Source organism: Granulicella cerasi (assembly GCF_025685575.1).
Lineage (GTDB): Bacteria > Acidobacteriota > Terriglobia > Terriglobales > Acidobacteriaceae > Granulicella > Granulicella cerasi.
In genome coordinates, this window is the sequence record NZ_JAGSYD010000003.1 from 831,961 (window position 1) to 844,808 (window position 12,848).

The window sequence follows — 12,848 nt, forward strand, 5'->3', positions numbered from 1 at the left end:
TTCGCAGCCACATGTAAAACCACCAATCACTCACTTTGCACCTCCTTTGCCACCAGCAAGTAGCAATGCTGATCGGCCAGCGACGTTGGCGGCTGAGGCAGCAACACCAGCAGCCCCGCCAAAGATGGCCTGCGTGATCGAAGGAATGAAGAGCAGATTCACGATAAAGGCGATGAACACCATCACTGTCGGGATGAGGTTCGCCAGCCACATAGGTATGGAATAGTCCCCATGAAAGGTCTTTTGCAAGAACGTAATCATGAATCCTGACCAGACAAAAATGAACGCTGCAGCGACGGCGCGGATCATCGCGAAGCTGATGAGTACATCGAGGAAGTGGAAGAACTTGGAGCGAAAGGTCTGTGTCATCAGCAACGGAATAAAGACCGGTCCAAACAGCGCCGTGATGCCATAGAAGATGAACGAGCTACAGTTGACGACGAACAGAATGGCAGACGCGACGCCGAGCAGTCCTTCAACGAGGAAGTAGCAGAGCTGTTGTGTGAGCTGCATCATGGAAGGCGTCGGCGTATTTAGCCCAGCCTCTCTCAAGGCTGCGAGAAGCTGGTTGAGCGCAGTCTGATCGAATGCCGCAACCATCGCCTGCGCGATGTAGCTAAAGAAGTGGTTGAGACCCCAGCTTGCTCCGGGCAGCGGATTGACCCAATAGTTCAACATCAGCGAGCAGATGATGAGCCGCAGCATGAAGTTCACGAGATCCCCGGCACGCACCGGCTCTGCATGAAAACGCAGTGTCATCCCGGAGGTGTTCCAATTCACCACCATGCTGACGAGCGTGAAGAGCGAGATAAAGCTCAGCTCCACCGCACCAAACTGCGACAGCGCACCACCGTTCTGCGTTGTCAGGTCCGTGAGGTTGTTCGTGAACTGGTAGAGCCAGTCCACACCGGAACTTGTGCTCGGCATCGTTTGCAGCAACATCATCGTCATACGTCACCCCTCTACGGGAGATAGTTCTGCCAGGTTTCACCTTCGTTGCCAGCGGACATATTGTGGTGCTTCTTGAGTTGTTCCACGCGCTGGCGGAAAGCATCGTCCTGTTTCTTCTGTTCATCACGTTCGCGCTGTTGCTGTTCCATTAGCGCGGCGGTCTTCTCTGCCGCCTCGGCAGCACGATGCGCTTCTCTCGCGCGGTAAATCTCGGTGCTGGCAATGACTGCCAGCACCGCAAGGATTGCAACGAGCAACTTCACTTGAAGCAGCTTCAGCATGATCGCTCCTACGGAAGGTATGTCTGCCAGGTGTTACCTTCGTTGGCGGCGCTCACGTCGTTTGTCGAACGCTGTACCTGCACGAAGGCGGCGGTATTGAGGTCGGCAGCAGCAGCATTACGCTGCTGCATGTTGGTGAGCATCATCTGGGAAGCAACGCAGGTGGCGAGAGCACCCTGCGACTGCATCTCGGACATCTTCTGGGCTTCAGCGGCATTCAGCAGGTTGAGTTGCTGGACCTCGCTGTTGGTTGCGGTAGAGCCATCAAGCTGACTTCCAGCAAGAGAGCTATTGGCTGTGGTGTTGGCTGCACGCGCCGCACGGTACTGGCCTACGGCGGTCATGCAGTCCGGCGACGCCGCATCCGACGCTTCGATCATGGCAAGCTGCGAGAGTTGCGAGCTGCCGATGCTCTGGGTCTGGAGATACGTCGTCGAATCGCTGGAGAGAGGCACAGAGGCCGCAGTCCATGCGGTACTGGACGCCGACGGCGAGTTGCTATTCAGCGCCGTCGTCATCCCGTTCGTCTCTCCGAAGACGTTGCGGACGTTGACGTTCTCCAGAGCGTGCAGTGTGGTTTGCCACTGCGACTTCAGGGAGAAGTGCTCGATGTTGTTCTTCAGCATCGTGTATTGCGTTTGCAGCGTCGTGAGTTGCGAAACCAGGCTCGCGTAACTCGTGGGATCAAAGACGATATCGCCTATCCCGAAGAGTGCGAAGCTGGGCGTGGCGGTGAGCAGCAGAGCTGCACCACCCAGCAACCACTTCCCGCGTTTGTTCAGGACCACTTTCATGAGGCACCTCCTTGATTCATGGCCTAGATGTCGTTAGGGCAGGGATAGACGGCGAAGCATCTATCCAGTGGGTGTGTTCTCAGTTCATTCACCTCCTCGATCACTTGCAGGGAGGCGGCTGCAAGCCATAGGTAGACCGCTGGGCGTGGTACTACAACGGCAGTGACGAAGACGCCTGCGAAGGTCAGAGCGGCATTCCGAAGACGATGCGATTTTCATGCTTGTCATAATTCCTCCTCTAATTGCCGTGCTATGCGAGGCATCACGGAAACCCATTCCAGTCCGCTGCGTTCGATAGCCTCGGCGATGGTGTAGTCCATCACGGCAAGCCAATCGGAACGATTGAGGACAAGGGCAACAGCGACCTTCTCGCCGGTGGACTGCACGCCCCATGCCTGTTGTCCACCGTGCTTGGCATCGCGTGCTTTGCGGAGAAGATGTTCATATCCGGCTGACATGGCTTCGCCCTTTCCTTACAGCGTTGGGTCTACATGGTGGTCGGCGTAGGACGGCACGAGCAGATCTCTGCCGATGTAGACACGAGCGCGGGAACCTTCCTTGAGTGTGATAATGGGCAGACGGTTCAGGAAGTGGTTCAAAACCTGTTCGCCTTCCATCGAAGTTTGTGCGGAGATACCATTCCGTATCTGGGTCGATGGATCGAACACGGTACCGTTGTTGCCGATCTGAGCCATCGCACCCAGGCCACCGATGGCGGCGGCTGCGCCGAAGGCCATCAGGTAGCCGTGGTCCACCTTCGTCGCAAGGCCGGTTGTCCCAATCGGGTCAAGGCCAAGATACTTATCGAAGTCGATGGAGAAGCCATCGGGGCACACGGCACGATGGAAGGACACAAACATCTTCCGCTGCTGCGCGTTGCCGACGCTCTGCACGCTCCCAATCAACCGAGTACCTTGCGGCATCAAAAGCTGCTGATGATCGTGCGAGTAGTAGTCGGTCGTCAGCATCACCATGATCGGTCCGGCGAAGCCGCCGTCGATATGGTTGGTGACAACGCCTTCCAGCACCGTTCCCTCGAAGATCCGATACAAGCGACCGTCGTAGGAATCGAAGCTGTACTTGTCCATCGCGGCGGTGTCGCCGGCAGGTGAAGCCTGCCGCGCCGACGCATGGACCACATCTGCATCGCCATTGGGTGATGCGGGTTTGCCCTGGGCTGCTGTCTGAACGACCTGCGGAGCAGGAGTGGAGCCAGCGGTCGAGAAATCAATCGCCACCGTATCGCTATTGAGCGCGTCCTCCTTCTGTTTCTCGGCTGCAAGCCGTTTCTGCTTCGCTTCGGCCTGCGCCTCGGAGACGTTCGACGTATGCTGCGGCGCATTACTACTGTTGCCGTAGATGCTGTCCCGTTGTGCCTTCGTCATCGGCGGAGCAGTATCGCTCTCCGGACCGGGAACATCCTGCGATGCCTGAAGCTGCTGCATCGCAGCGGCAATCTCCTGCTGATGACGGAGCGCGTCGGCGTCACGCTGTGCCTGCAACTGCTGTTGGGCGGTGAAGCTCTTCACCTGCTGGGCATTCGAGGTCGAAGGCGTCATCGCAAGGCTGCTTTGTGGGGCCGACTTCCTATTACCACTCACCAGACTGGAAAGGTTGGCGACGCCTATGACTGCAATGATTGCAACCAACGCAATGACGACAGGCATACTCTTCTTGAACGGTGGCCTTGCTTCCGGCTGCTCGGGAACGGTGGCGGGCGTAGTCTCTTGTACGGTTTCGTTGATCTCTGTCATGACTACCGACCTCCCGTCCGGTGGAACTCCACCTTCTGCTTGCCGATGGCGAGATAGCCGTTATCGAGTTGCTTCGGCACGGTGTACAGGCCGTTTGAGAAATCGAAGTTGATTAGGGAGGGCTTCTTATCCTTCACCTCGTAGAGGGCGGGCGTCTCCTGAAACTGGCCGCGTAGGTAGGTGAACTTGTCATCGCGCCATATCTGCTGCAAGCCCAGCTCTTTGCCTTTTTTCTCATCCCAGGCGTAATCGAAGTGAAGTGAGCCGGGATACTGGCTGCGGTAGGTCTCTTCCTTGGCCTGTTCCGCTTTTAACTCCGAAGCCTGGGCAGCTTTCGCAGCGATGGCCTCCTGCTTCGCCTTCTCCAAATCGGCGGCAGGAACGAACACCGGCATCTGCGTGAGCCGATCCTTCGCGGCCTTATCGTTGGGGGCGATGAGAACCTTCGAGTCATAGTGGTCGTCGGCGTCGGCAGAGACCTCGCGCAACTGCAAGGTGTACTCGTTGCCGTGGTCGGAGACGATATGAATGTCCGTCGATCCATTGGCAATCTTCGGCTTGACGCTGATGAATCGCGAAGCGACGTGACCGGCATCGAAGACCCAGCCCACCGTGTCCCCGGCGTAGACGTTAGCGACCTTCTCCTGATCGGGAAGCACGATCAACGTGGACTGCAACAACCCGGCACGCACGACAGGCGGTGTCTCCGTCTCGGAGACGGCAACCGTGCGCGGCGCGCTCGGCTGGAGAGGATGGCTAGCAGGGGCCGATGCATGGAGCGGCAACGCCGCCATTGCAAGGCCATAGCCGATGACGATGGGGATAAGAGGCTTCACGGTTTCACTTCCTTTCGTTGTGGTTACAAACCTTCTCCGGCTGCGAAACGGGCGATGCCATCAGTAAGCCCGTACTTCTCGATCAACTTCGCACGGCGCACGCGATCCTTCGGCTTGGTGGAGACAGCCGCATAGGTGCGGTTGTCGAGGTTTAGCCGAATCACTTTGCTCAATCCATCGCGGCGCATGTACAGGGCCTCGCGGTCCTGCAAGCTCTCAAAAAGTGCGAGCTGCTGCTCATTCATCTTGAAGAGCTCCGCATACCGCTTGCGGTTGAACGTGGCGTCCTTCAGGAACAGGAATGACGAACAGGAGTTGACGATGCTATCGGCGTTCTCACCGAGGTCTTCGGCGGACTGGCCAATCATGGTCACGCCACCCAGGTTCTTGCGAACAGTTTTGATGGAAGCCAATGCCGCATCCAGCAACTGCTTGTTCTTCATGCTGGAGAACAGTTCTTCAATCAAAATGTGTTTGGGGACGCCCAAGTTCGCAGGGTTGAAGAGGACATCGTTGATGCGGTGCAGAAGCCATACCATCAGCGGCTCGATCAGGTCGGCATACTGCGCGTTGTTCACGCCCTGAAAGTCGAAGCACTGGATGCGCGAGAGCGATAGCCTGTCCTCAACGTTGTCGAAGATAGCGCTGTACACACCGCGTCCAACCCACTTCGACAAGTAGCGGTCGAGCTTTTTCGGTAGGTAGAGATTCGACAGGCGGCGGTTTGCAAGGTCGAGCAGGTACATATCCTGCACGGCCTTGTGGATCACGTCATCATCTTCCGGCTCCAGTTCGGCACCGCCGTTGGTGAGCAGCAGCTTTACAAACGAATAGAGGAACTGGATATTGCTTTCGGTAGGCTCCAGCGTGAACGGATTTACGCGTGGACCATCTTTGCCTACGCGGTCAACGCGGCCACCGTATAACTCGACCACGCTCTCATAGCTGCCGCCGATGTCGAAGATGTAGGTGAAGCCACCGTATTTCTGCTCGTGCGCGATGGTGACATTCCCGGCCACGCTTTTGCCTGAACCTGTAGGCCCGAGGATGAGCTGCACGCGAACACCATCCACATACGCATCATGAAAGAACGGTGTGCCTGTCCGCGTCTCGAAGACGTTCAGATACTCTGCATCCAGGTCATCCGCGTGGGGATGCCCGAGGTGCGGCGCGAAGATCGAAGAGAGACGTGCGTGATGGTCTTCCGCCAGCCACAGAGGAAAGACGTTGAACTTGCCGTTGCCTGGGAACATGGCATAGAACGCGGAGAGATTGCCCAACGTTTCTTCCATGACCTGTGCGCGGGCTTCCACGAAGACGCGATGCACAGAGGGCGCGACATTGCGCAGTGTCTCTGCGCTCCGTGTGGCGACCAGTAGACGGAGCGAGTATTCACCCTGCGCCTTTTTATCTAACGATCGGACCACTTCGCTCAGGTCATCGACCTGAAGGTTGGCCGCGCGTGCGCTCGCCCCTTCGTCCAGTGAGTCCGTATCGCGCCCGGCCATCACACGCGTGAGCACGCCCACTTTGAAGAAGCTGATGAACTTCTCCTGGTTGTCGATCTCCTTGCGAACGGTGCTGGCGGCCTTGGGCCGCCATGTCGAACACAGCACGCTATCGCAATCGAGCCGTGCGAGGTCTGCGAATAAGCAAGGCCGCGATGCTTCCGGCATCGCCTTCAGCGAGTACATCTGCACGTACCGCTTGCCGATGCGGAGATGGTCTTCCTTCCATGCGACAGGTGCTTGCACGATCTGACGGTCCACGCCGGTGTCTGTGCGAAGCCGTCCCTGTTCCGCCCAGTTTTCGAGATTGAACAGATATGAGAAGAACTGAAATACCTGTTGCTTATCGAGTAGCTGAAGCCCAAGCGAGTTGCCGAGGTTGCCAGCCAATAGAGATGCAGTCTTCTCCAACTCCGCCAGCATCCGCGTAGTGGACGCTGCGTTTTCCTGCGGCTTGCTCTCGAACGCTTTCAACTTCTCCGGCTCGATGGTCAGGCACCAGTGCAGGTCGATGCGGCGAAATCCCGCCGACGCTTCGAGGAAGCGTAGGCGGTCGTCTACGAATACCTGCGTGACGGGGTTTGTGTAGGTTTGTTGCCGTGGCAATTCAAAGCCGGAGCGCACGCGCGTGTACTGATAGAGGCAAGCTCCTTCCGGCAGTCCACGCAACGCTCCTTCAAGCGAACGAAGCTGCGACTCCAACTCCTGTTCCGTCATGCACTCTTCGTCGATGCCCGCAAGTGTGAACAGGCATCCATAGCCATCGCCCTTCAGCGCGAAGATGTGCTCACTCACAAAGCGCGCAATCGGCACGATGCTGCACGCCGCGCCAGCTTTGGCGAACCACGGAACTGGTTTGATCTGCTCAGTATTTGCGCGGGTCATAGTAGCTCTTCTGGCCCAGACTCAGGCCCCACAGTTGAAACATCTTTGGGTGTTTGCGCACGACCAGCCATGCACAGACTGCAAGCGTTGGAAACGCGAGCATGGCCAGCAATCGAAACCCAACGAGGAAAACCGCAGCGCAGACGAATAAGATCGCCATCCATGCTGTAAGATCGAGACCAAGTTTGGCTCTCGGTCGATTCAGCGCCTGATTGATTGCCTGCGGTTCTCCTCGCCTGGTCATAGCCGATGTCACCTCCTACATCGACTGCCCGGTTAGCGAGCCTATCCATCCGGCTCCCCAGCCGAGAACTCCGGCACCGAACAGCGCGCCGAAGAGTCCGGGAATGGCCTCGGAGAAGCGGCCACTCATCATCCGTATGCCTGCGAAGATCAGGCCGCCCAAACAGATGACAGCCCCGGCATACATCGCGAAGGTCTTAAAACTCGACATCAGCGTCGTTGCGCCGCTCATGTCGATGGTGCCTTGGGCGTGCGCTACGCTTACAAACGCGAGGGTGAAGAGTGCGGGGAGAAGTGAACGCCCTGCACGGAGGGAGTGCTGGAAAAGCCGGTTACAGAGGGGACGGTTTCGTGACATTGGCAATCTCCTGATGGCAGGTTTTACTTCGCCATGTCACGCAAGCTAATGCGGTGAGATTTACCAAGTCCAAGACCTAATATTTATAGTGCCCAAGATTGTGTTTATAGATGGGCAATCAACCAACGAGCGTGAGCTGCTTCGGACGGCGAACCGCAGCGGGTTGCGGCTGCTTCCGATGGTCTCCCAGACCATGCTCGTCGAGGTAGCGCTCGATGAACATCAAGGCCATGTGTTTATGACTTCTCGATGTAACGAAAGCAAAATCCGCTGTCCATTTCAGCCCCGCTAACGGTCTTGCAACCAGCCCTGCATCCAGTGGCCATAGCTGGTCGATGAGAGCGAGTCCGTAGCCTTGCTTGACCATCATTTGTATGTCCGTCGGAGTGGCAGCGGAACTTGCGAGATGCAGTTCGATACCCAGTTCGGAGAACATCTCTGAAAGGCGCGCATGCGCAGCAGGATGCAGCTCGGGATCACGGAAGACTTTCAATCGGGGTGCCGCTTCGTGTATGTCTACCTGCGCTTGAGTGCTTAGGGGATCGTCCGCACGCATACAGATGACCAGCGGCGAATGTGCAACCTCGCGAACATCCCAGCGGTCTCTGTCGACAGGCATCGGGAGCAGAGCGCAGTCGAGAGTTCCTGCTTCCAATCTCTCCAAAACATGCTGCGTATCTGTCCCAGAGAGCTGGATCTCGCAGTCTGGAAACATCCCTTGATACACGAGACGGAAGTTGTCGAGAAGGAAGCTATTCACGAAGGAAGAGAAGCCCATGCGGAGAGGCGGTACAGTTCCGTCATGTATGGCTTTTGCCATGCGGAACGTCTCCTTCTTCTGCGGGAGTACGACTCTTGCCCATGCAAGCACAAACTCACCCGCAGGTGTTGGATGAACCCCGTTGCGTCCGTCACGTATCAGGAGGGGATATCCAATATCAGCCTCGACCATTTTGATCTGATGACTGATCGCAGGTTGTGAGCGCAGGACATGCTCGGCGGCCTTGCTGAAATTACGGCGTTCAGCAATCGCAACCAAATATTCCAGATGACGAAACTCGACGATGTCTGACATGGCCGTGATACTCCGCTGGCAGTGACGTCAAGACTCCACATCTCCCTCGGGGGGACGAGAGTCGATGTTGCACCTTAAATCGTTCATCTACGAACCTAGGGAGTCAATTAGTTTCGTTTAGGTCTCTGGATACGCTGTCAGGTAACTAGGAACCAGATAGTTCCTACCTTCAGAAGCGATCCATGCACAAAACTTTGAGTGGTATTGATGAGAAGTATTGGACTCTGGTTTAGCCTCGCCGCACTCTCGATGTGACGCACATGCGAGGTGTCAATGGAAAACCGCAATCTTGATTTAGCTAGCTCTGTATCAGAATCAACCTCCGTCCCACGAAAGCCTCCTGCTCGATGGACTCCACTCGAACCATTGCTCACAGCAGAAGATGTCGCACGGCGGTTGAACGTCAGTACCGATTGGGTATGGGACCATTCCTCCCGTAAGAAGCCGTTGCTTCCTGTCATTCGCATGGGCGATGGAACGCTACGGTATCGCGCCAGTGGTATCGAACTGTTTATCGACGAACATGAGCGCTTGTCCTCACTAAGAAAGCGGGCGTGAATCCAAGACGCAAGAGCACTAGAATGGATAGTGCCCACTGTCTCCCCGCGGAAACAGAGGAATCATGGGTAAATCGCATCAAGCAGGCTGGGTATCGCTGCGCGGAAAGCAGTGGTTTGGCTACTTCCGTCAGACGATTCTCGATCCTGACACAGGCGAGGAGCGAGTCAAGAAAGTCTGCGTCAAGCTCGCCCTCAAAACCAAAATGACGAAGCTCCAGGCGCGGGAAGCATTACGAGCCGAAGTCACCAAACGCACTGGTCAAAACCTCGGAGGTCGGGTCCTCAAGGACAGTTCCGTCACCTTCGAATGGTTTGTGCTCAATCGCTACTTTCCGCTTCGCAAGGGAGATTGGCGACCTGAAACGGCGAAAGAGAAGATGTCGCAGATTCAGATCGACCTCGTAAATCGATTCGGAGCGTATCCGCTCGATTCGTTCGACAAGTTCATGTTGCAGACGCACCTGAACAGTCTTGCGGAGCGGTACTCGCAGGATCGTGTGAAGCAAGCAAGGTCGTATCTGAAGTCGATCTTCGATGAAGCCATCGAGCAGGAGTACCTGACAAAAGATCCAAGCCGGAAGCTTCGGATTCCGAAGAACCTCCGGCCCAAAGACAAGCAGGTGCTGAACTGGGAACAGCTTTGGCTGATCCTGGCCAATGCGGGCAGGCGAGATCGCCTGCTTCTGATGCTCGATATGACGGAGGCGCTTCGCCCCAGCGAGTTGTTCGCGCTTCGGTGGAGATCCTTCGATGACCAGAACACACTAACCCTGACCGAAACTGTCTACCGGCGCACGCTTCGGCCCTTCGGCAAAACGCCTGGCAGCCTCACCAAGGTTCACCTGCCCGATGGTCTTGCAGACGAACTGCTGCGCTGGAAGATGGAATGCAAGAAGACGTCCTGCAAGAGTGTCCTCTGCACGAAGTCGGAGCACCGAAAGGCTTCTCCGGACGAGTTCATCTTTCAGAATGCCGACGGCGGCTTCATGGACGCGGACAACTACCGCTTCCGGGTACTGAAGCCATTGGCCGAGTCGTTGGGTGTTCCGAAGCTGAACTTTCAGGTGATGCGGCGGACGATGGCGACGCAGGCGCAGAAGATGGGCTCGGTCAAAGATATCCAGGCGCACCTTCGGCACTCGCGGCCCGACACCACGGCTCACGAGTACATGCAGGAGCTACCCGAGAGCGTACAAACGATGGTCGGATCGGTGTACGCGATGCTGATGAAAGGAGGAGAGAATCAGTCTTCCGACGATTTGCCACAAAAAGCCGCAAATGCCTCGACTGTCACGTCGCCTAAGTTATTGAAAGGATTGGTGGGCACAGCAGGATTCGAACCTACGACTTCCACCGTGTGAAGGTGGCACTCTACCGCTGAGTTATGCGCCCTTTTGCAGACCGGAAGGCTGCTACAGAGGTGAGTCACGCGACAGGTTGCGCCTGACCAACTCCGTTAGTATATCACCGCCGCTAAAAGCCTGCAGACCGCTCGACAAAGCCGAACTTCATCGCGAAGCCGAGCGCCAGAGCCAATACCAGCGCCAATGCCGTCAGCCCAGCGGAGGCACGGATTCGCTTCATCGCCGCTTCAATCAGCAGAATCACGACGAAGAGCGCCAGCATCAGGAAGAGGCCGTCGAGCACAAAGACACGCGTCGGGTTCACGTTCACTGTCCATGCAGGCAGCACGTGGAAGACCGGAAGAAACGACCCCGCGCCAAAGGCAACGAGGAACAGCAACATCTGTAGAAACACCGAAACGATCTTCTTGAACACTCTGGGCTCCTTCCGGTTTGCGGCAAACGCGCGACGCGCTCGCTAGCAGTTTAGTGCTTCACCGCGCCTGCGTGCGCTTCAAACTCCGCGAGGCGACGTTCCAACTCCCACTGCTCGCGCGCCTTTTCGCTGGTCGCCAGGAAAGCTTCGCAGGCAGGCGAGGGCTTTGAGGCAGCGGTGATCGATGCACTGCACGCAGCCACCTTATGTGCGTAGTGGTCCTGCTCGATATAAAGGCTTGGCCCGGCGAGGAAGCTGTGCTCGAGCGAAGTGCGCGCCGACTGTTTGAGGTCCGCGTACTCGAGGTTTTGCTCCTGCACGCCCTTCACGTACTCGTGCGTCAGGTCGATGCGGCTGACGCCTTCATCATCGGTGCAGAGCGAGTACGGCACGTGTGCAGCGCGATAGGCCGCGATCGGGTGGTCCTTGCCCTTCACGCCGAGGATCACGTCGTTCGACGTGAGGTTCAGCTCGAGCGAGATGTGTTGCGCGGCCATCTGCTTCAGCAGCGCGTCAGGATCCTTCTCATACAGCACGTCGACACCGTGGCCGATGCGCAAAGCATGGCCGAGATCGATGGCTTCACGAATGTGGAAGGTCATGCCGTCAGGCGGCACAAGCCCGGGAGCCACCTCGCCCCCGTGCAGCGTTACACGCACTTTGGGATACACCGTGTGCAGGTAATCGAGCATCTGCATCTGCAGATGGTAGTCGCGCATGGAGAGGTAGCCGTCCTCTGGCATGACGAAGTTGAGGCCGACGAAACGAGGATCAGCAGAGGCGCTCTCAAAGCCGAGCAGCGTTTGCGCGAAGACCTGCTCGGGCGAGAAGCCACGCAGAATCTGATAGAGATACTTGGTCTTCACCGCGCAGCCAGGGCCGGCTGCGGGTGTGCCGCAGCGCTCTATGCTGTTGCGTTGCTGCTCCATCGTGTCGAGCGCCTTGCGGTCTGTTGCGACCTCGTCGCGAAGGCCCGCCGCGAGCATCGCATCGCGCAGCTTCGCAAGCATATCGCGAGAGATGCTTTGCTCTGAGCCGATGGGCCAACCGATGCGGCGCGCGATGCCAATCGCTCCCCCGAAGGGCGGCGTGTTCATGATCTCGAGGTACTGCTCGTTCTGCGCGGCCGCACGTGTTGCCACCTCGTCGAGCCACTCGCCTTCAAAGCCCTGCAGCGCGTTGAAGCGCCCGAAGGTAGCGAAGAACTGATCGTGACCGTTGATACCCTGCGTGGGCACGAAGGCGCGCATAGAAAGGCTGTCGACCAGCGCGTCATAGAGCGCCTGATGCTTGAAGATTTCACCGGAAGGAACCTGGCCCGCGTCACACTCCTTGCCGCTCGGCGTGACGAACTGCACAGCGCCCTGGCCAGTGGGAACGGCAGGAGTCCCCGCGCTCACGGAAGCAATGCAGAGGTGCTGCTTCGCGGCTTCCGCGATGAAGGTTTCTGCATAGACCGCGCCAGAGAGGTGCATGTGCAGATCGGCGCCCTTGGGGAAGTTCTTGAGCAGAGCGTAAAGCTCAGGCGAGCCCATTTTTTTCGCAGCGTCGAGAGCGTGTTGCGCGCGCACTTCGCCCGGTGTTGCCGCCTGCGCCGAGGCCGCGGATGAGCTCAAGGCGATCGAAAGAGCTGCCACACTTCCACACACAAACGACCAACGCATTCCCCTAGCCAGACGCACGTAGCTCACTCACTTTCACTCTGCGATATCGGTTGGTGTACAGCATACGATGTCCAACGAAGAATGGTGGCAGCGGAATGCGCGGCGGGCGATTTTGCGTTCTGGCTCAGGTCGGCTATACTAACCAAGTCGTTCTTCTGAC

13 protein-coding genes and 1 tRNA gene are annotated in these 12,848 nt (G+C 57.4%); 1 reads left to right on the forward strand and 13 read right to left on the reverse strand.

Annotation, left to right across the window (positions count from 1 at the left end; all coding sequences use genetic code 11):
• Positions 1 to 30: 30 nt before the first annotated feature.
• From OHL11_RS12990 to OHL11_RS13035, 10 genes are all read right to left on the reverse strand, one after another.
• Positions 31 to 945, reverse strand: coding sequence for a type IV secretion system protein (locus OHL11_RS12990; protein WP_390236442.1), 915 nt, complete (start codon positions 943 to 945; stop codon positions 31 to 33).
• A gap of 17 nt (positions 946 to 962) precedes the next feature.
• The gene (locus OHL11_RS12995) at positions 963 to 1,232 is read right to left on the reverse strand and encodes a hypothetical protein (RefSeq protein ID WP_263371929.1); all 270 of its coding nucleotides are present in this window, start codon (positions 1,230 to 1,232) and stop codon (positions 963 to 965) included.
• 8 nt (positions 1,233 to 1,240) lie between these two features.
• Positions 1,241 to 2,026 (reverse strand): hypothetical protein, encoded by a 786-nt coding sequence (locus tag OHL11_RS13000; protein ID WP_263371930.1) that lies wholly within the window; start codon positions 2,024 to 2,026, stop codon positions 1,241 to 1,243.
• 224 nt (positions 2,027 to 2,250) lie between these two features.
• Positions 2,251 to 2,484 (reverse strand): hypothetical protein, encoded by a 234-nt coding sequence (locus tag OHL11_RS13005; RefSeq protein ID WP_263371931.1) that lies wholly within the window; start codon positions 2,482 to 2,484, stop codon positions 2,251 to 2,253.
• A 15-nt stretch (positions 2,485 to 2,499) separates the two neighbouring features.
• Positions 2,500 to 3,780, reverse strand: a complete 1,281-nt coding sequence (locus OHL11_RS13010; RefSeq protein WP_263371932.1) for a TrbI/VirB10 family protein — start codon at positions 3,778 to 3,780, stop codon at positions 2,500 to 2,502.
• A 2-nt stretch (positions 3,781 to 3,782) separates the two neighbouring features.
• Entirely contained in the window at positions 3,783 to 4,616 is an 834-nt protein-coding gene (locus tag OHL11_RS13015; protein WP_263371933.1) for a TrbG/VirB9 family P-type conjugative transfer protein, read from the reverse strand.
• Between the two features lie 23 nt (positions 4,617 to 4,639).
• Entirely contained in the window at positions 4,640 to 7,009 is a 2,370-nt protein-coding gene (locus tag OHL11_RS13020) for a VirB4 family type IV secretion system protein (protein WP_263371934.1), read from the reverse strand.
• A complete protein-coding gene (locus OHL11_RS13025; RefSeq protein WP_263372077.1) occupies positions 6,990 to 7,253 on the reverse strand; it encodes a VirB3 family type IV secretion system protein in 264 nt (87 codons plus the stop codon). The genes OHL11_RS13020 and OHL11_RS13025 overlap by 20 nt, the downstream gene beginning before the upstream one ends.
• Before the next feature lie 15 nt (positions 7,254 to 7,268).
• A complete protein-coding gene (locus tag OHL11_RS13030; protein ID WP_263371935.1) occupies positions 7,269 to 7,610 on the reverse strand; it encodes a hypothetical protein in 342 nt (113 codons plus the stop codon).
• A 118-nt stretch (positions 7,611 to 7,728) separates the two neighbouring features.
• Complete coding sequence (locus tag OHL11_RS13035; RefSeq protein WP_263371936.1) at positions 7,729 to 8,685, reverse strand: LysR family transcriptional regulator; 957 nt, start codon at positions 8,683 to 8,685, stop codon at positions 7,729 to 7,731.
• A 763-nt stretch (positions 8,686 to 9,448) separates the two neighbouring features.
• On the opposite strand from OHL11_RS13035, the gene OHL11_RS17370 reads away from it, so the two are divergent.
• The gene (locus OHL11_RS17370) at positions 9,449 to 10,606 is read left to right on the forward strand and encodes a tyrosine-type recombinase/integrase (RefSeq protein ID WP_390236445.1); all 1,158 of its coding nucleotides are present in this window, start codon (positions 9,449 to 9,451) and stop codon (positions 10,604 to 10,606) included.
• Here OHL11_RS17370 and OHL11_RS13045 read toward each other — a convergent pair.
• The 3 genes from OHL11_RS13045 to OHL11_RS13055 all read right to left on the reverse strand — a co-directional run bounded on the left by OHL11_RS13045 (position 10,563) and on the right by OHL11_RS13055 (position 12,661).
• Positions 10,563 to 10,637 (reverse strand) — tRNA-Val (locus tag OHL11_RS13045). The genes OHL11_RS17370 and OHL11_RS13045 overlap by 44 nt on opposite strands.
• Positions 10,638 to 10,718: 81 nt before the next feature.
• Positions 10,719 to 11,024: a hypothetical protein gene (locus OHL11_RS13050; RefSeq protein ID WP_263371937.1), complete on the reverse strand. Its 306-nt coding sequence runs from the start codon at positions 11,022 to 11,024 to the stop codon at positions 10,719 to 10,721.
• A gap of 50 nt (positions 11,025 to 11,074) precedes the next feature.
• Entirely contained in the window at positions 11,075 to 12,661 is a 1,587-nt protein-coding gene (locus OHL11_RS13055; protein WP_263371938.1) for an adenosine deaminase family protein, read from the reverse strand.
• Positions 12,662 to 12,848 lie beyond the last annotated feature (187 nt).